This is a genomic window from Streptomyces olivochromogenes, assembly GCF_001514115.1.
Taxonomy (GTDB): domain Bacteria; phylum Actinomycetota; class Actinomycetes; order Streptomycetales; family Streptomycetaceae; genus Streptomyces; species Streptomyces olivochromogenes.
The window spans coordinates 16,426-34,871 of record NZ_KQ948480.1; the positions used below are offsets into that span (position 1 = coordinate 16,426).

Consider the following 18,446-nt stretch of genomic DNA (forward strand, 5'->3'; position numbering starts at 1 on the left):
TGCGATCACCGGTCGCCGAGAACCCACCACCGCGAACCACGAGCCACGGAGCCAAGTCCCATGAACAGCATGACCAGTTGGACAGCGAACGACCTCCCCGACCTGACCGGCCGTACGGTGGTGATCACCGGTGCCGGCCGTGGCCTCGGCCTGATCACGGCACGCGAATTCGCCCGTGCCGGTGCCCACGTCGTGCTGGGAGTACGTGACACCGACAAGGCTCGTCACGCCATCGCCGACCTGCCTGGCACCTTCGACATCCGCCCGCTCGACGTGTCGGACCTGACCTCGGTACGAGCCTTCGCCGACGCATGGTCCGGCGACATCGACATCCTGATCAACAACGCCGGCGTGATGGACATCCCCGCCGCCCGCACCACCGACGGCCTCGACCTCCAGACCACCACCAACTACACCGGCCCCTTCCTGCTGACCACCCTGCTGCTGGAGCACATCACCGACCGCGTTGTGCACGTCACCAGCGAACTGCACAAGCAGGGCAGGATCGACCTGCACGACCTCGACTGGCGGACGCGCAAGCACAACGGGATGCAGGCCTACCAGGCGTCGAAGCTCGCCGTCGTCCTGTTCTCGCTGGAGCTGCAGCGCCGACTGACCGCCGCCGGCAGCCCGGTGCGTTCGGTCCTCGCGAGCCCGGGCATCGCCCGCACCTCGCTGGCGGCCCACTCCCGGTCGAACGTCATCAACCGGTTCACGTTCCTCACCAACGCCCCGGAGCGCGGAGCGCTGTCGCTGCTCTACGCCGCCACCCAGGACGTCCCCGGCAACTCCTACGTCGGGCCGGACGGCATCGGTGGCTTCCGGGGCTCCCCGGCCGTCCGCCGGCAGGGCAAGGCCGGCCTCGACCCGGTCCTGGCCGGCCGACTGTGGGACGCGACCGCCGACCTCGTCGGGACGGTCGCCCGATGAGCCACCCGGAGGCGTACCCGAAGGCATACCTGGAGGCCGCCGACCACGCCGAGATCTACGTCCCGCACGGCCACCCGGAACAGACCGCCGACCTCGGCGAGATCCGGATGAACTACGCCGTGGCCGGCGATCCCGAACTCCCGGCCATGCTGCTCATCCCGACGCAGACGGAGTCCTGGTGGGGCCACGAGGCCGCCACGCGACTGCTGGCCGACCGCTACCACCGGGCAGCACACGCAGTGGCCCCTCTGGCGGCGGTGCAGACCGAGCGCTCGTTGTTCAGTCGCAACGTCGAAGGCGACGGCGTGCTCGACACGGTCCGTGAACTGGGAGTCAGCTTCGTCGCGTACGCGCCGCTCGGCCGCGGCTTCCCCACCGGGGCCGTGTGATCGGTGCACGACCTGCCGACCCACGACTTCCGTCGCACCTCGCCCCGCTTCGCCGACGCGAACCTGGAACAGAAACCGTCCCTCCTCGACCGGATCGTTGGGACGACAGACACTCTGGGCGTGACGATTGGTCGACTCGCCGTCGCCTGGGTGCTCGCCCAGGACGGTGTCACGGCTGTCCCCGGAACGAAGCGGCGCTCCTGGCTCGACCAGAACGTCTCCGCCGCCGTTGATTCGAGGTGAGTACACCGGCGGACGAGTCGGGCAGACCCGCGTCGCTCAGTGACGCCGGCCAGCCAGGTTGAGGCCGGGGAGAGCGAGGTGTGGCGGCAACCGCCAGTCCTCCGGGCGCATGCTTGATGCTCCCTGTGATGAGCGCCAACTTGAGGTGAGCTGTGGAGTGTTGAGGCAGCGGCATGTAACCGCGCGCATCGCGGCGGCCGTACAGGCATCAGCCGATCGTGCGCTCGACGTTCCAGCGGCGGTGCGGGACGACGAAGCCCTTCGTTCCTTTGACCGGGAGGCGATGCGCAGGGTGAGCTAGTGGCTTGTCACGCAGCCTTGGCCAGGTAATCGACCTCCTGGTCGTTGGGCAGCAGGCTGTCTCCAACATCTGATCTTGGAGGCGGACGGGGGACGTCGACCCGGTGTGTGCGTCCGGCCGGTCAGCATGGAGGAGGGCCAGAGGCTGCAACGGATCAGCCGGACCGCGAAAGACCCGGTGAAACTCCGCCGTGGTGCTGATGTCCGCCCAGGCCAGCACGCTCGCCGAACACCTCATCAAGCGGAAAGTGACCGAGGCCATCAGCCGGGGAGACCCTGCGCCGGATCCTGCGAGAGGGCAAGGTTTCCTGGAAGACCACCACCACGTGGAAGGCGTCCAACGACCCGGAGTTCATTGCCAAGTTGCACCGTGTCCTGATGCTGCACGACACCTGGCCCGTTGACGGACGGGTCATGTGCGTCGACGAGTTCGGACCGCTGAACCTCATGCCTCGCAAGGGCAAGGCGTGGGGGCCGGTCAAGCGTCCGCGCAGGCTGCAGGCCACCTACAACCGCTTTGGCGGCGTGATGCACATGCTCGCCCCTCTCGACCTGGCCACCGGCAAGCTTTACCACCGCATCCGGCCGGGCAAGCGGTGGCGCGAGTTCCTCGGTCTCCTCAAGGCCCTGCACGCCCGCTGGCCCAAGGAGAAGCCGTACGTGGTGCTGGACAACTTCTCCCCGCGCAAGCACACCAAGGTCCGTGCCTGGGCAGCCGACAGCGACATCCAACTGGTCTTCCTGCCGACCTATGGCTCCTGGTTGAACTGGATCGAGGCCGAGTTCGCGGCCTTGCGCTACTTCGCGCTCAACGGCACCGACCACCGCACCCATGAAGAGCGGAACGCCGCCATCGCCGCTTACGTCCGCCGGCGCAATGCCCGCGCCAACCCGAAGACGAACTTCGCACCCGCCTCACCCGTCCGTTCGTGGACCGAATACCTGGCCAAGGCCGCGTGACCAGCCGCTCTAGATGACTTCCCGGAGCACGTCGTTCGCCGGGGTGGCGCTCACGCCGAGTATCTTCTCGGTCTCGGAGTAGTCGATGACGAACGGGTGGCCGGGCTTGGTGAGTACTTCGTGCATTTCCGCCCAGAACGGCTCGGTGAACGCGAGCAGGGTCAGATCGCGTTCGGTCATCTCTTCCATTCGCGGTTCGGGTGCCCCCGCGAGTTCGGCGAGTCGCACGGCCAGTTCCCGAACCGACAGGGTCGAGGTGGGTGCGTGCCAGGCCCGGCCGTACGCCTGCTCGTTGCGACTTGCCGCGACCAGCGTGCGTGCGGTGTCGCCGATCGCCGAGTAACTGTGGGGCACGTCGAGTTCTTGCGGCACCAGGACCAGCTTCCCTTCCAGGACCTGCCGCTGCACCATGAGGCTGAACACCGAGAAGGCGCCGGCGCCGTAGAACTGGGCGGCCCTCACCTCGGTGACCTTCACCCCTGAGGCGGCGGCTTCCTCCCATACCCGCGCCCTGGTCCGCCCCTTGGGGCCGGTCGCGGCCAGGGGGAAGTCCGGCGTGATCGGCCCGCTTGCGGGCCCGTAGGCGTAGAGGTTGCCGAGCATGACGTACGCGGCGCCGGTCCGTTTCACTGCGCTCAGGAGCGACCCTGACAAGATCGGAAACTGCTCGGGCCAAAGGTGGTACGGCGGCGCGGCAGTGGTGAACAGCGTGTCGGCCCCCTCCGTCAGCTCGGTGAGCCGGTCGGTGTCGGTCGCGTCCGCTGTGACCTTGTCGATGAGTGGATGGTCGGGCCCGCCGCCGGTTCGGCTGATCATTCGCACCCGCTCGCCGTCCTCGGCCAGCAGCAGAGCGGTCTTCGACGCGGCGGCCCCGCGGCCCACGATCACATGAGATTTCATGCTGACAACGGTGCCGCTCCACGGCCTCGTAGGATACTGGCCGGAATGCCAACCCTCCGGAGGATCTGGCCATGCACCGCGTCGCCGCAGTCATCGTGCCGCCCGTGCTCAGCTTCGACGTCTCGATCCCGCTCATGGTGTTCAACAGCGTCCCGCACTATGACGTGCGCGTCTGTACGGCGCGGCCCGGCCCGGTGCCAACGGTCAGCGGCCCCGACATCGTGGTGCCGGACGGCCTGGACGCGGTCGAGGGCGCCGACACGGTCATCGCTGTCGGCAGCGGCGGCGAGCAGGCTCCCACGGAAGCCCTCGACGCCCTACGGAAAGCCGCGGCCACCGGCGCGCGGATCGCCTCCCTGTGTACGGGCGCTTTTGTACTGGCCCAAGCAGGCCTGCTCGACGGGTTACGCGCCACGACCCACTGGGGACTGGCCGGCGACCTCGCCACTCGCTTCCCGTCCATCGATGTGCAGCCCGACCTCCTCTTCGTCGAGGACGGCGGCATCTTCACCTCGGCGGGCGCAGCCGCCGCCATCGATCTGTGCCTGCATCTGGTCAGAATCGACTACGGCGCGGCGGTCGCCAACACGGCCGCGCGGCTCGCGGTCGTCCCTCCCGTACGGCCGGGCGGGCAGTCCCAGTTCATCGAGACACCGCTACCGCCGGAGCGCGGCACCTCTCTCGCGCCCACTCGCGTCTGGGCGCTCGAACACCTCGATCGCCCGCTCACCCTGGCCGACTTGGCCGGTCACGCCAAGATGAGCGTGCGCACCCTCAGCCGGCGCTTCCATGCGGAGACTGGGCTGAGCCCGCTCCAATGGTTGCTGCACCGGCGCATCGACCGGGCCAGAGAGCTGCTGGAGATGACCGAGCTGCCCATGGATCAGGTAGCCCAGAAGAGCGGTCTGGGCAGCGCGGACTCTCTCCGCAAGCACATGGTCGGCCGGGTGGGACTCACTCCCACGGCCTACCGCGCGAGCTTCAACCGAGCGCCCACTGATGCCTCCCGCTGAGGTTGGAAGCATGACCACGCTGCGGTAGGGCACCCCGTCCGCACTGCGAGGGCCACGATCTGTTGCACCGTGCGCCTTCTTGATCCGTCGACCAGAGCACTCCTACAGGGGGGCGACGTCCACGACCACCTCCGAGATCAGATCTTGAAGACCGTCTGCCGGCCGACGCGCAGCAGGTCGTCTACCCGGCCAAGGCCGCGTGACAAGCCACTCGTGCTCTGACCACATCGGTTCGCCGGGAGGACAGCGCTCTCGAAATCCGGATGCGTCAAGATCACTCATCTGCGATAGTCGCGCGTTGTGAACAGTGCTGAGCTTGTATTTCGGCGTGCGAATGACTCTGATGCGGCCGACATTGCCGAGGTGTGGCTGCGTTCATTCATCGCTGCGCTGCCGACCGTGCGCCGCGCGCACGGCGACGACGAGGTGCGGAGCTGGTTTTCCTACGTGGTCGTGCCGCAGTGCGAGACCTGGGTGGCCATCTCCGAAGGCTCCGTGATCGGGCTCCTGGTACTCGATGGAGAGGAACTCGAACAGCTCTACCTCGATCCGTCCTGGCGCGGCCGGGGTGTGGGCGACCGGTTCATGGACTTGGCCAAGCAGCAGCGGCCCGATGGACTGGGACTGTGGACGTTCCAGGTCAACGAACCAGCCCAACGGTTCTACGAGCGGCACGGCTTCATCGCGGTCGAGCACACCGACGGACTGCGCAACGAGGAACATGAGCCGGACGTCCGCTACACCTGGCAGCCTCACGAGCAGGACCCCCGCTGAGAAGATCGGTCACGCGGCCGTTGTTGGTGTTGCGCCGGCCCAGATAGGCGTGCAAGGCCCGGGTCGGGACAGTGAGGTTCGGACGGTTTGAGCTGGCGAGGGTGAACTGCCGCAGCGGCCCGAAGTGCGCCTAGACCGGGTTGGCCCAGGAGACGTCGGCCGGGTGAAACACAGCTCGCCCGGGTGCTTCTTCGCGCAGGCCCGGATCTTGGAGCCCTTGTGAGCGGAGAGGTTGTCCAGGATCACGTAGAGCGGAGCGCCGTCCGGGCGCGCTGCCCGGATCGACTTCAGCGCAGCCAGGGAGTTCACGGCGCCCTTGTGGCGGTGGTTGACACCCCACAGGGTGTCGTCGCCAACGGAGTGGCAGCTGTGGAAGTACGTCACCCCGTGGGTGCGGTGGTAGGTCGCCGGGACCCGGTCGGGGAATTGCTCCGGAATGTACTCGATCCGGTCGAGTTCGGCGTCGTGCTCGGGGTCGGTGGACTCCTTCCAGGACTTGGTCCGCTGGAAGGTGACCCCGCGCCGGGCAAGCAGGCAGCGCAGGGCCTCGCGGCCGATCCGGATCACCCGGTCGTGGACCTTGCGCAGGTAGGCGGCGAGTTTCCGTAACGACCAGCGGGTGAAGGGCTGGCCGAACTTGTCCGGGCCGGTGGTGGCCGTCGCCGCGACGAAGTCCTCGTCGTCAAGGCTCAGCAGGCGGGGACGGTCTCCCGCCCCTTGAGGGTCCAGGCAGGCCAGGCCGATCTCGTTGAACCGGTGGATCACATCGGGCACTGTGTCCTCGTCGGCCTGGACCAGTTGGGCGATTACTGGCACGCGGTTGCCGCCGGCCGAGGCCAGCAGCATCATCGCCCGCGGGTAGCGCACCGAGCTGGCGCTGCCCCGGCGCACGATCCGTTGCAGCCGCTGCCCCTCCAGATCGGTCAGCCTGCGCACTCGGACGGGCTCTGCCACCATGCCTCCACCTGCCGGACCGAATAAGCCCTTTGAGCGCTGCCGCTCCAGGGTGAAAACGCCCGCGGCGATTGACGACATTCGATTCCGGCTGCACCGGGACCCGCGGAAGATCCGCCACGGCTTCAGTCGTGCCACGCCGCACTCGACCGGCGCCCGTGCCGCGGACAACGCGCGGTTGACGGATCGACAGGGCCCTCTCTCCAGGCGGCCACAGGGTCACTTTGCACTCCGGGCGGGACGAAATCACGACCAGCTTCCTCTCTGCTGATAGCCCCTTCCTTCCACCACAGGTCAGCGGACTGCCCCGTAGGAACGGCGCCCGGCTCGCGGTGGAACTTAGTTGACCGGTCGGCTAGCTTCGATGGTGTGCGCGGATTGGCGACCGCTTCTGATCCAGTTCCTCAAGGAGATACACCGTGAGTGCGTACAGCCAGGGAGCCCTGCCAACCAGGCGGGGCATCCATGCCCAAACGCAGCTCTGTCCCCCGGGCCGTCCTCGCCGTCGGAGCCGTGTTCCCTTCAAACCCGGAGTCAAGCGATGAACGACAACAGGCATCAAGATGGCATCCACCCCTTCCCGGCCGGTATGCAGTCGCGCGAGATCGAAACCAACGGCGCCAAGATCCACGTACGCGTCGGCGGGCAGGGTCCAGCGGTCGTCATGCTCCACGGCTTCGGCACAACGGGCGACATGTGGGGTCATCTGGCGAGCGCACTCATCGAAGACCACATGGTTGTCGCGCCCGACCTGCGCGGGTTGGGCCTCTCGTCGAAGCCTGATGGCGGCTACGACAAGAAGAACCAGGCGGCGGACGTGTGGGGCGTCCTGGACGCCCTGGGTGTGCGTACGATCGAATTGGTGACGCACGACATCGGCATCATGGTCGGCTTCGCGGTTGCCGCCACCCACCCCGAGCGCGTGAGCCGATGGGTGGCGATCGACGCGCCGCTGCCCGGCATCGGACCCTGGGATCAGATCACACAGGATCCGACCATGTGGCACTTCGGCTTCGGTGGCCAGGACATGGAGCGCCTGGTCGCCGGCCGCGAGCGCATCTATCTCGACCGCTTCTGGAACGAACTTTCCGTGGACCCGAAGCGGTTTGATGAAGCGAAGCGCCAGCATTATGCGGCGCTCTATGCGCAACCCGGCGCGATGCGAGCGAGCTTTGCCCAGTTCCTGGCGTTCAGCCAGGATGCGGCCGACAACAGGATGTTCCTTGCACAGGGCAAGCTTCAGATGCCGGTCCTGGCCTTCGGTGGCGAAGCTACTTTCGGCCCTGGGATCGGCGAGGTTGTGCGGTGTGTCGCCGATAACGTCGAAGATGCGATCATCCCGGATTGCGGGCACTGGATCACGGAGGAGCAGCCGCAGGCGACGACAGACCTGGTCGTCGACTTCCTGCGCCGGGCGCGTTGAAAGGCGGTCCCTGCCTTTGAGACCGACGCCCGGTCAGGTGTGAGCTGTGGCGGCGTCGCCGTCTGGGGCGGGACGTGGTTGTGGCTCACCGCCGTCGCCTCTCCCCGGGAACCGGCACTGCCGACGTCACCATGACCACCACCGCCGGCACCAGCCCCGTCGACTCCGCCAAGGACTTCTTCACGTACGGCGCCCACTTCGCGTTGCCGACGACCGCGTCCGCAGGCAACACCTTCCGGAACCTGTTGGGTTGGGCGGCTGTGCGACGAAGGCCATTGACGGGAACGAGGAGACCAGGCGGGCCACCGACTCCGGCGTCACAGCGGCAACGCTGGACTTGACCTGGCCGGCCCCGGTGTCGTTCAGCCGGACACATTTGAGGAATGGACCATCGACGGGTAGCGGATCAGGTCGTACCGGATCCAACACTGGGACGGCTCGGCCTGGGTAACCCTCGTCAACGGCGTCCAGGTCTCGTAGGCCGAATCACCGGAGACCGCCAACAGCGAGGCACATGGGCTACGCGCCGGAAGGCACGTAGCCCAGGTATCCCTACGATGCCCGCGTACGCCACTCCTGCGGCGACAGCGGAGGGCCGCGTGCGATGGTGATGGAGCCGCTCGAGACGCCGGTGACGTCGTCCGTGCCGTTGAACACCGGGATTCGGGTGGCGCTCGCGGTATGCGCGACGCACGAGGCTCCCGTGCCGTTGGGAGAGGTGTTCGAAGTCTCAACCCACAGGCAGAGAAGCCGCGTTGGTTCCCTATTGTGTCGTACTCGACCTGCCTCACGCCCTGGTCGAGTGGGTCACCATGCTCATCGCCAAGGCGTGAAGGTGCAGTTGGTGACCGGTCCGGAAGGCTGGCTGCTGTGGATCTCGCTCGCGCTACCTGGCCGTGCGCACGACCTGACCGCGGCCCGTACCCCCGGATTCTCTGGGTCTGCGAACGCCAGGACGTCCCGGTCCTCGCCGGCCGTGCCTACATGGGAGCCGGCCCGTGGGTGACGACGCCCCTCAGACGCCCGCCAGGCCGTGACCTCACACCAACCCGGCAATTCGTCAACCGGGCGTTGTCCGCGGCACGGGACCGGTCGAGCGCGGCGACGCACGGCTGAAGGCGTGACGGATCTTTCGCAGGTCTCGGTGCAGCCCGAATCGAAGGTCTGCAATCGGCGCGGGCGTCCTCACCCTGGAGCGGCAGCACTGAAAGGGCTCAATGTGTCCCTCACATCCAACCGGCTCAGCGGACCTGAGCGCGAGCAACAACCTGGTGACACGATCCCGGTCACAGCCATGTCGGCCTTCGTCATCCCACCACGCGGCAGTCTCGCCCCCGTCGTCCTTGACCGCCAGATCCGCGATGCCCCCTGGTGGCGTCAGCACCTCGACGCTTCACAGCCGCGCGTGGCCGACCACGAACAAGTCCTTGTCGGGAACGCCTGGTTCAGGTGTGAGCACGACTACACGACCGCCAACCGCGCCGTATTCGCGAGAGCCCTACGCTGACTGCCCGCGGTTTCGTCACTAACGGGATCGAATACGCAGCGACACGCTTCACACAAGGAGAGCCAGATCCTGACTCAGCCAGCGAGGCGACGGGGCATGACTCCGAGGACCAGGTTCGCCATGGCCTCCGGCATCTGACCGAAACTGGCTACCCACGTCTCTACGAGGTAGACCTCGCCGAACTCGTCAATGCCGAGAAAGTGCCGCCCCTCGTCGAGCTCGCCGAGCGGAAAGATGTGACGCCTGATTTCCTCGCTCCACGCGATGAACCGGTCCTCCTCACCGACCAGCAGTTCGGGATCGAACTCGAACGGTGTCCGAACGACGCAACTTCCATTGATCACGGGCGCGGCCAAGCAACACACCATGTCCTCACTGAACCTCCCTGCAATGGGGTGTTCCGGAAAAGACCGGCACGCAGTGTGCGATGGCCCGGACTCACTGCTTGCGACGCTGACGAAACGTCGGGGGAGTGAGTCCGGGCCGTCGCACACTGCGGCGCGGTGCTGGGTGGTCAGGCTCCCGTCGCGTCCTTCACGTACGGCGACGTTGCTGTCGCGGGTTCTACGGCGGCCGTGAGTTCGGGGCCGCCTTCGCTGAGGCCGAACCGGTCGTGGAGCTTGCGAAGGAAGCCGGGTGCGTACCAGGCCGAGCGGCCGAGCAGGCGCATGGCGGCGGGGACGAGTACGCCGCGTACGGCGAGGGCGTCGATGAGGACGGCCAGTCCGCTGCCCAGGCCGAACATCTGCATGAAGCTGATTTTGGCGGTGCCGAAGGCGAAGAAGCTCACCGCGAGGAGGAAGGCTGCCGCGCTGACGATGCGTCCGGTGTGGCCGAGGCCGTCGACCACTGCGGTCTCGTTGTCCTTGCCCAGATCATGGAGTTCCTTGATCCGGCTGGTGACGAACACCTCGTAGTCCATCGAAAGGCCGAAGGCGATGCAGAACATCAGCACCGTCATCGACATTTCCATCGGCTGCGCCGTGAAGCCGAGCAGGGAGGAGAGGTTGCCGTCCTGGAAGATCCAGGTCATGACGCCGAGGGTGGCCGCCAGGCTGATCACGTTGAGGACCAGTGCGCGCAGCGGCTGCACGACGCTGCCGGTGAACAGGAAGAGCAGGACGAAGGTGGTGAGGGCGACCAGGGCCACGGCGATCGGGAGCCGGCCGCCGATGGAGTCCTTGGAGTCGACCAGTACGGCGTCGGTTCCGCCCACCAGGGGGTGTGTCCCGGAGGGCGGGGTGAGTGCCCTCACCTCTTTGACCAGGTTCTGGGCCGCGTCCGACTTCGGTGTCAGGGCGCTCACCAAACTGATGCGCTGCGCGTCGGGCCGACCAAGGGTGATGTTGCCGGGCGCGGTCGCCGTGTTCTGTCCCTCGGCGTAGGTTCCCGTGCTGGTCTCGACGCGTACGACGCCCTTGAGCCCGGACAGTTCGACCGCGTACGACTCCAGCGGGGCCTTGTTCACGGGCTGGTCGATGACGATGTTGACGGCCGAGTCCTCGCTGCCGTCGAAGTTCGCCCGCAGTGCTGTGGAGACCTGGCGGCTGGCGGCGTCCTTGGGCAGGACGCGTTCGTCCGGTGTGCCGAAGGTGATGCCCAGCAGCGGGCTCGCCGCCGCCAGCAGCACGGCGAGTACGGGGAGCGCGGTGAGCGCGGGCCGCCGCATCACGGAGCGGGCCAGCCGTCCCCACATCGGTGCCCGGGCGCCGGAGTGCCCAGGCTTCGCCCACGGCAGCCGCCCGCTGTTGACCCGGTGCCCCAGGACGGCCAGCAGGGCCGGCATTACGAACAGGGTGCCGAGGGCGGCGATGGCGACGACACCGACTCCGGCGAAGCCGAACGAGCGCAGGAAGTACTGCGGGAACACCAGGAGTGCCGCGAGCGCCGCCGCCACGGTCGCGGCGGAGAACGCGACGGTGCGGCCGGCCGTGTGCACCGTGCGCTGTACGGCGTCGTCCACGCTCGCCCCTGCCGCGAGCTGCTCCCGGAAGCGGCTGGTCATCAGCAAGGCGTAGTCGATGCCCAGTCCGAGGCCCAGGGCGGTGGTGAGGTTGGTCGCGGTGTCGGCGACGTCGGTCACGCTGCCGAGGAGGGAGAGCTGGGCGAACGAGCCGATGACGGCGATGACGGCGATGGCCAACGGCAGCAGGGCCGCGACCACGCTGCCGAAGACGAACAGGAGCAGCACGAGGGTGAGCGGTATGGCGATGGTCTCGGCCAGGACCAGATCGTCGACCACCTGTTTCGACAGGTCGTTGCCCACGGCGGCGCCGCCTCCGGCCTGGACCGTGAGTGCGCCCTTGTGGGTTCCGGTGTAGGCGTCGAGGATCTTCCGGGCGTTTTCCCGCTGCTGTGTCTCGTCCCCTGTCACATGAGCGAGCACCATGGCTTCGTGGCCGTCCCGGGAGCGGAGATCGGGGCTGCCCGTGTCCCAGTACGAGACGACGTTGGTGAGCTCCTCCTCTTTCCTGAGGTCGGCCACCAGGGCCTGTCCGCTCTGCCTGGCGGCGGGGGTGTCGACCCGGCCGTCGGGGGCTTGGACGAGCAGGACCAGGTTCGTCTCTCCGCCGAACTTCTTGTCGATGACCTTCGCGGCCCGGGTGGACTGGGAGGCGGGGTCGTCGAAGCCGCCCCCGCGCAGCTTTTCGAATGCGCCGGCTCCCAACACGCCCATGAGGGCCACGGCTACGGCGGCGATGACGAGGACCAGCCGGGACCGGCGAATCGCAAGTTCGGCCAAGCGTTCAAACACGTGCGTTCTCCTTTGCGTTCTTACGGTGGAAGTGGCGTGAAACAGCCGGATGTACGGCGGAGCCGGCGCAGCGACCCGCCAGGTTTCTTGGCCCCTGATGCCTCGTCAGGGTTTGCGTTACCTGCTCTCGGGTTCGTTAGAAGTTGTAACTCACCTTCGAAGGGAGTGTCAATAACCATCGTGATAACCTCTAACTTGACGGTGAGGGAGGGCAGGTCATGGACGGAGCAGAGGCGACGACGCCACGCGAGCGCTACCGCGCCCAGGTGCGTGCGGAGATCAAGGAGCGTGCGTGGGAGCAGATCGCCACGGCGGGGGCGTCCGCGCTCTCCCTCAATGCGATCGCCAAGCGAATGGGTATGAGCGGCCCCGCGTTGTACCGGTACTTCGCCAGCCGTGACGAGCTGATCACCGAGCTGGTCAGGGACGCGTACCGCAGCCTCGCCGACACCATCCGTGCGGCCCGCACCGCTGGTGCCGACCCGACCGGCCTCGCGCACGCGCTGCGCGGTTGGGCCCTGGCGGACCCCCAGCGGTACTTCCTCGTCTACGGGACCCCCGTCCCCGGCTACCACGCGCCGGACGACATCACCGCGATCGCCTCCGAGATCATGGCGTCCCTGCTCGACGCGTGCGCCGAACTGTCCGCGGACGGCCCGGCGACCCCGTTTGATGCCCACCTCGCCGACCACCGGGACTGGGCGGGTGACCACCCCGCCCCGCCCGCCACGCTGCACCGGGCCCTGACCTTCTGGACCCGTCTGCACGGCGTCCTGTCCCTGGAACTCGCAGGCCACTTCACCGGGATGGGGTTCGACCCCGCGCGGTTCTACGACGCCGAACTGGCCGACCTGCTGAGCGTGCCCGCGAAGTCCTAAAGGCGCCTTGTTCTGCCACCCACTCAGCTCTCGCCGGTGGTGCGCGTCGGCAGCGGCTGCCGCGCAGGCCCGCCAGAAGAGCGGCGGGCTCGGTGAAAGGCGGGTGCGGCGGGCTCCGTCCATGCGCAGCAACGCGTCGCCCCGCGAGGGCATGCACGCGTACAACTCCGACCGGACGTGGGACACTCCCGAGAACGCATCGCTCAGGGTGCCCTGATGTGCCGGACTCATGCCCACGGCCTTCGCGCCGTTCCTATGCCTCTGTGACCGAGCACAGGATCAGACGAAGGCCGCCTCTGTGTCAGACAGTTCGCTTCTCGGTGATCAAGTTCGAGGGGTCAATCGACTGAACCCAAGAACTTCGCCTCCTCCGGAGGGTTACGTGCGGGGGAGCGAGGTGTTGGTGATCGGGAGCGGCTGGTCCGCGCCCGCCACATAGAGGTCCGTCGGAGCCGTGCGCAGCTTGAACGTGTCGTCGTCGCGCGAAACGCGCACGGACAGCACGAAGAAGCCGTGGTCCTCGGTGGTCGTCTTCACGTGGTACTCGCTCTCCCAGTAGGTCTGGAGGAAGACCTTGGCGCCCCCGGGCTCGACCCCCTTGGGGAGGGTGACCTTGCCCAGGACGGTGAGGATGTCGCCCGCCTTCACCTTCTTCTTGTTGACCCGGTAACTGACGGAGCTGGACTTGGCGTTGGCGGCCACGGTGGTGTCCGCGAAGTAGCCGTCCTGCGGGGTGTTGAGGTCGCCGTCCTCGTCGTAGAGAGCGGTGATCTGTACGCCGTGCTGGACGTTGAGCAGGCTGCTGCCGGTCACGTGGTCGATGTCGACGTCGGGGACGGTGAACTTCCCGCTTGCGTCGGTGACCGGCTTGCCCAGGTCACGCGGCTCGTAGTAGTTGGGGTCGATCGGGTCGCCCCACGGGTTCCAGGTGGTGAATTGGACGACCTCCTGGACGGTGACGGGGATGTTGGGCGCCGGGGTGCCGTCGGCCTTGGTGACGGTGCCGGTGACGTCGACGTGGCGGTGGTCGTAGTCGGTGCTGGTCGGGTTGGTGGTCACGGTCAGCACGTAGGCGTCGCCGGGGGAGGCGTCCGAGGGCTGCGCCGAGGCGGCGGACGCGGACAGAGCACCTGCGGCGAGCAGGAGCGCGGCGGTGGCGGCAAGCCGCGTCGGCAGGGACTTCCTTGGCACAGGTCGACTCCAACTTTGGTCGGGAGTAATGGAGTTGCGCCGGGCGGCACCGGTTCCGCCGCGGCGCAGGTGTGCGACGCAGCGGGTTCGACCGGCGGGGTGGGGCGGGAGTTGTGCTCCGTGCGGCCGCTGTTACGCGGCTGTGGCGGGAGGCGGATTTGTCCGGGTTGCGGGTTCACCTGGACGTCGGCCGCAGGACGCCCCGCATTGCCCTCGGCGGGTGGGGTATGGGGATGTGGGGGGGACTAGGCCGGTTCAGCCCAGATCGCTGTCCCCTGAACGGCCTGCGTGCCCTTCTGACGGTGGCCGTGCACGACCCGCCTGCCAGGTCTAGGACATCGCCGACGCGCTCGCCCTCAACGTCGGAGCGACGAGCCAGGCCATCGACCGCCTGGAGTGCCTGGGCCTGTGTGTACAGCGCCAGGGCCAGTGCGTACGCCGCGGCGATCCGACGGGCCGACGCTCCAGCGGGGTCGAAATCACCACCGAGGAACGCCAGTTGCTCGAAGAAGCGGCCCCGGTGTACGACCACACCCTCGACACCTCCCTCGGTACGTCGCTCACGGACCCGGAGTGTGCAGGCTCTCGCACGGACGAGGTGACCCGATGGCCCCCGGTCCCTTTCCCCTGTCGAACTCCCCTTTGAAGCAGCCCGGTTCAGGAATCTCTCGGACTCGGCCGTCAGTCGCGTACGGACCCGTCGCAATGTTCCCGGCCGGAGGAGCCCGGTTCAGGGTGGGCACCGGTGAGTTCGGGCTCCAGACCCTCTCTCAATCCGGCATGTCCGCGGCCCGCGTCGGTGCGCCAGGCCTCGAAGGCCCAGGTGGTGAGGGCGACGACGGCGAGGCCCAGAAGCCAGCCGCCCACGACATCGCTGAACCAGTGCACGCCGAGCGCGATCCGGGTGAAGCCGACGCCGAGCACGGACGCGACCGCGGCGTACCAGCACAGCGCCCGCAGCGCGCGCGGCACCAGGGGCAGCAGGACCAGCAGCAGGATCGCGAACGAAGTGGTCGCGGTCATCGCATGCCCCGAAGGGAAGGAAAATCCCGGTGCGTGCGCGACCGGGTCCTCCAGGGCCGGTCTGGCCCGCTCAACCACCGTTTTGACCAGCAGCCCGACGAGTCCGCCGGCCACGGCTGTCACGGCGGACCAGGCGGCGAGTCGCCAGGCCCGGCGGTACAACAGCCACACAGTCAGCAGCGCGACGACCGTCCGCAGGGTGAACGGGTCCCACACCCGGTCGGACAGGAAACGAAGGGTGTCCGTCCACGCCGGGTGTTCGAGGGCGGTCTCGTTCAACCGCCGTGCCGCGCCCACGTCGAGACGGCGCAGCGGCTGCCAGTGCCCCTCGACCAGGACGAGCAGTAGGCCGAAAGGGACGGCGGCGAAGGCGGCGACGGCGGCCGAACCGAGCAGGTGGATGCCGAATCTCCGATCGGCTGCCCGGCGGCGATGGTCACGTAGGCGCTGGGCCATGGCGCGGACCACCATTCAGACTCCCGGGTCGGCTGTGATCGGACCGGGCCGCAGCGCCCGCGAGGCCTCCAACTGCGCGGCGAAGGACAGCCCGAGAAAGAGGGCGATGGAGGTCAGGTAGGCCCAGAGCAGCAGCGACATGAACGCGCTGAGCGGGCCGTATACCGTGTCGAATGACCCGCTGATGCCCAGGTACAGGCTTAGCAACCAGGTCAGGGCCGTCCACAGCACGAGGTACACGGCGGCGCCGAAGGCCAGCCAGGTGTAGCCGGGCTGTCGGCGCCGGGGGGAACGGCGGAAGATCGCGCTGGCCGAGAGGAGGGCGAGCAGCAGGCCGAAGGGCCAGCGCAGGATCTCGCAGACGGTCCTGGCGTCGCCGTCGAGGTGATACACCGTCACCGCCGCGGCGGCCAGGTCGCCGCCGGCCACCATCACGATGAACCCGAGGCCGAGCGGGATCCCGGCGCTGAGGGACATCACGAGCCCGCGCAGGTACTTCTGGTGGAAGGGGCGGTCCCGTTCGTTCCCGTAGATCCGGTTGGCGCCACGTTCGATCTGGCACATCGCGGTGGTGACGTTGACCAGTGAGAAGACCAGGCCGAACCAGAGGGCGATCTGGTCACCGTCGCCCGCGCTGTGGCGGCTGCGGTCCAGTGCGTCGTCGACGACGTCGGCGCTGGGCCCCTGCGCGATCCGGTGGATGGTCAGTTCGGCGAGTCTGCCGATGTTCTCCGTGTGCAGCGCGGTGGAGAGTCCGACGAAGGCGATGGCCAGCGGGATCACCGCCAACACCGTCTGGAGGGCGAGCGCGCGGGAGTGGCTGAAGCCGTCGGCGTAGCGGAACCGGACGAAGGAGTCGCGCAGCAGGGGCCAGCGGCCGTAGCGGCGCAGCGACGTCAGTGCCTCGTCGGCCGAGAGTTCGTCGCCGGTCATGGCGCGGGTCTCGGGGACCTTGGTGGCGGTTCCCATTCACTTCTCCCGGGCGGGCAGCAGGACGGTCAGCGCGCCGGGCCTGACCTCGGCGGTGAGACGTCGGCCGTGGGACACCGGGTCCCCGTCGAGTTCACGCGACTGCGGTGCGGCGAAGGTGAGTTCGGCCCGCCGGAAGGTGAGGAACTCCACCGGTACCCCCTTCGTACCGGTGCCCTCCGGGACGAGCGTGTCCACGGTCATGAGCCGCGCGTTGCGCCCGCGGCCGCGCATCAGGACGCCCAAGGCACGCATCCAGCCACCGGGGCCTCGCGGGTCGAGGATCAGCAGATCGAGCAGTCCGTCGTCGGGCCGGGCCGCCGGGAGAAGCGTGAGACCGCCCTGTACGGTGCCGACGTTGGCGACGAGCACCATCCGGGCCGTACGGTGCAGGACGGGCGCGTCGTCGAGCCGGACCGTCAGCCGCATCCGGGGTGTGCCGAGTGAGCCGATGATGGCGAGGAGGTAGGCGGGCCAGCCGACGGCGGACTTGGCGCGGTCGTCGGTGTGTTCCAGCATCGCGGCGTCGAGCCCGGCCCCGGACATCGCGGCGAAGTGGGTGGGGGCGAGGCCGTCGCCCTCGACGCGGCCGAGGTCGAGGCGGTGCGGGGTGCCGGACAGTGCGGCGTCGAGCGCGGTGGCGGGGGTGAGCGACAGGCCGAGGTTGCGGGCCAGCAGATTGCCGGTGCCGCAGGGCACCACGACGAGCGGTACTCCGCTGTCGGCCAGGGCGTCCGCGGCCGCCCTGACGGTTCCGTCGCCGCCGCAGACCACGACCAGTGTCGCTCCGTCACGGACCGCGCCGGCCGCCTGGCCGGTGCCGGGGTCGTCGGCGGTGGTCTCGATGAACGTCGGTGCGCGGTGGCCGTGTTGTTCGAGGATCCGCCGCAGTTTCTCGCGGGTCGCTTCGCCGGTCACCGTGGGGTTGAAGATCACGGCGGTGCTGCCGGGCTCGGGCTCCTCGGCCCCGGCGGTCGCGTCGGTGTGCCCGGTCCGCGGTGAGGGGACGGAGGCCACGGACCGGTCGGTGAACAGAGCACCGCCGACGATCAGCAGGGACAGGACGCCGTTGGCCATTCCGCCGAGCACGTCCGTGGGGTGGTGCATGCCCCGGTAGAGGCGGGCGATGCCGACGGCCAGCGGCATGAGAAACAGCAGCCCGGCCAGCGGCCACCGCCACGACCTGCGGACCCGGGACAGCACGAGCACCGCGAGTCCGGCATACAGCGCGGTGGCCGCGCCGGTGTGGCCGGAGGTGTAGCTGGACGTGGGCGGGGACGCGTCGAGGCGGTGCACGTCTGGGCGAGTGCGGTCCACCGACTCGGTGACGGCCAGGAACACCAGTGACTGGAGCGAGACGGCGACGGCGAGGAAGACCGCCTCGCGCCACATCGGCAGCCGGGGTATGAGCAGCAGGGCCACGCAGCTCAGCAGGGTGATGGCGATCACCGTGAGTGTGTTGCCCGCCTCTGAGCCGAGGTACGACAGGGTGGTGAGCGGGCCCGTACGGATCCGCTCGAATCCCTCGTTGACGTTGTCCTCGACCGTCAGTGGCCATACGTTCCGGGCGGGGCCCGTGATCAGGAGCCCGAAGCCCACCATCAGGGCGGCCTGGCAGATGGTCAGTACGCCGATGCGCGCTGCGGTCCTGCCGATACCGCGGGGCAGGACGGACGAGCGGCCCGGCCGGATCGCTTCGGGTCCTTCCCCAGTCGTTCCTGCGGCTCTCTCCGGCACGGCGGTCGGCATCGGGACTCCCACGGGTCGGCGCCTCGCGGCGG

16 protein-coding genes and 3 pseudogenes are annotated in these 18,446 nt (G+C 68.4%); 9 read left to right on the forward strand and 10 right to left on the reverse strand.

Annotation, left to right across the window (positions count from 1 at the left end; translation table 11 throughout):
* Nucleotides 1-60: 60 nt before the first annotated feature.
* The 4 genes from AQJ27_RS45335 (at nt 61) to AQJ27_RS45355 (ending at nt 2,822) form a co-directional block, all read left to right on the forward strand.
* Entirely contained in the window at nt 61-930 is an 870-nt protein-coding gene (locus AQJ27_RS45335) for an SDR family NAD(P)-dependent oxidoreductase (RefSeq protein WP_201264487.1), read from the forward strand.
* A complete protein-coding gene (locus AQJ27_RS45340; protein ID WP_067383162.1) occupies nt 927-1,319 on the forward strand; it encodes an aldo/keto reductase in 393 nt (130 codons plus the stop codon). Before AQJ27_RS45335 ends, AQJ27_RS45340 begins: the two co-directional genes overlap by 4 nt.
* 120 nt (nt 1,320-1,439) lie before the next feature.
* On the forward strand, nt 1,440-1,562 hold the full coding sequence (locus tag AQJ27_RS60355; protein ID WP_268814637.1) for a hypothetical protein: 123 nt from the start codon (nt 1,440-1,442) through the stop codon (nt 1,560-1,562).
* 576 nt (nt 1,563-2,138) lie between these two features.
* The gene (locus AQJ27_RS45355) at nt 2,139-2,822 is read left to right on the forward strand and encodes an IS630 family transposase (RefSeq protein ID WP_096240492.1); all 684 of its coding nucleotides are present in this window, start codon (nt 2,139-2,141) and stop codon (nt 2,820-2,822) included.
* Nucleotides 2,823-2,831: 9 nt separating this feature from the next.
* Here AQJ27_RS45355 and AQJ27_RS45360 read toward each other — a convergent pair whose 3' ends face one another.
* Complete coding sequence (locus AQJ27_RS45360; RefSeq protein ID WP_067383174.1) at nt 2,832-3,722, reverse strand: Rossmann-fold NAD(P)-binding domain-containing protein; 891 nt, start codon at nt 3,720-3,722, stop codon at nt 2,832-2,834.
* Between the two features lie 71 nt (nt 3,723-3,793).
* Between AQJ27_RS45360 and AQJ27_RS45365 the strand changes: the two genes are divergently transcribed.
* Nucleotides 3,794-4,735 carry a GlxA family transcriptional regulator gene (locus AQJ27_RS45365; RefSeq protein WP_067383178.1) on the forward strand — a complete coding sequence of 314 codons (942 nt, stop codon included), beginning with the start codon at nt 3,794-3,796 and terminating at the stop codon, nt 4,733-4,735.
* A gap of 300 nt (nt 4,736-5,035) precedes the next feature.
* Entirely contained in the window at nt 5,036-5,509 is a 474-nt protein-coding gene (locus AQJ27_RS45370; protein WP_067383181.1) for a GNAT family N-acetyltransferase, read from the forward strand.
* Here AQJ27_RS45370 and AQJ27_RS45375 read toward each other — a convergent pair.
* A pseudogene (locus AQJ27_RS45375) lies at nt 5,415-6,463 on the reverse strand (helix-turn-helix domain-containing protein). The gene AQJ27_RS45370 and the pseudogene AQJ27_RS45375 overlap by 95 nt on opposite strands.
* A 36-nt stretch (nt 6,464-6,499) precedes the next feature.
* A pseudogene (locus AQJ27_RS57635) lies at nt 6,500-6,652 on the reverse strand (IS5/IS1182 family transposase); the annotation flags it as partial.
* Nucleotides 6,653-7,004: 352 nt separating this feature from the next.
* Between AQJ27_RS57635 and AQJ27_RS45380 the strand changes: the two are divergent.
* On the forward strand, nt 7,005-7,886 hold the full coding sequence (locus AQJ27_RS45380) for an alpha/beta fold hydrolase (protein WP_067383184.1): 882 nt from the start codon (nt 7,005-7,007) through the stop codon (nt 7,884-7,886).
* Nucleotides 7,887-7,971: 85 nt separating this feature from the next.
* Here the strand turns inward: AQJ27_RS45380 and AQJ27_RS56940 are convergent, their stop codons facing one another.
* Nucleotides 7,972-8,118, reverse strand: coding sequence for a hypothetical protein (locus AQJ27_RS56940; protein ID WP_159064581.1), 147 nt, complete (start codon nt 8,116-8,118; stop codon nt 7,972-7,974).
* Between the two features lie 588 nt (nt 8,119-8,706).
* On the opposite strand from AQJ27_RS56940, the pseudogene AQJ27_RS59555 reads away from it, so the two are divergent.
* Nucleotides 8,707-9,094, forward strand: a pseudogene (locus AQJ27_RS59555) (transposase family protein); the annotation flags it as partial.
* A gap of 373 nt (nt 9,095-9,467) precedes the next feature.
* Here the strand turns inward: AQJ27_RS59555 and AQJ27_RS45385 are convergent.
* Together AQJ27_RS45385 and AQJ27_RS45390 are read right to left on the reverse strand one after the other, a co-directional pair.
* Entirely contained in the window at nt 9,468-9,749 is a 282-nt protein-coding gene (locus AQJ27_RS45385) for an SUKH-3 domain-containing protein (protein ID WP_159064582.1), read from the reverse strand.
* A 158-nt stretch (nt 9,750-9,907) separates the two neighbouring features.
* Complete coding sequence (locus AQJ27_RS45390; protein WP_067383190.1) at nt 9,908-12,148, reverse strand: MMPL family transporter; 2,241 nt, start codon at nt 12,146-12,148, stop codon at nt 9,908-9,910.
* 218 nt (nt 12,149-12,366) lie between these two features.
* Between AQJ27_RS45390 and AQJ27_RS45395 the strand changes: the two genes are divergently transcribed.
* A complete protein-coding gene (locus AQJ27_RS45395; RefSeq protein WP_067383193.1) occupies nt 12,367-13,026 on the forward strand; it encodes a TetR/AcrR family transcriptional regulator in 660 nt (219 codons plus the stop codon).
* A gap of 378 nt (nt 13,027-13,404) precedes the next feature.
* Here AQJ27_RS45395 and AQJ27_RS45400 read toward each other — a convergent pair whose 3' ends face one another.
* From AQJ27_RS45400 to AQJ27_RS45415, 4 genes are all read right to left on the reverse strand, one after another.
* Entirely contained in the window at nt 13,405-14,217 is an 813-nt protein-coding gene (locus AQJ27_RS45400; protein ID WP_067383196.1) for an acyl carrier protein, read from the reverse strand.
* Nucleotides 14,218-14,898: 681 nt separating this feature from the next.
* A complete protein-coding gene (locus tag AQJ27_RS45405; protein WP_067383199.1) occupies nt 14,899-15,711 on the reverse strand; it encodes a phosphatase PAP2 family protein in 813 nt (270 codons plus the stop codon).
* Complete coding sequence (locus AQJ27_RS45410) at nt 15,712-16,665, reverse strand: YihY/virulence factor BrkB family protein (RefSeq protein WP_067383202.1); 954 nt, start codon at nt 16,663-16,665, stop codon at nt 15,712-15,714. It abuts the gene before it with no gap.
* Nucleotides 16,666-18,414, reverse strand: coding sequence for a bifunctional phosphatase PAP2/diacylglycerol kinase family protein (locus AQJ27_RS45415; protein ID WP_067383205.1), 1,749 nt, complete (start codon nt 18,412-18,414; stop codon nt 16,666-16,668). It lies immediately after the preceding gene.
* Between the last annotated feature and the right edge of the window lie 32 nt (nt 18,415-18,446).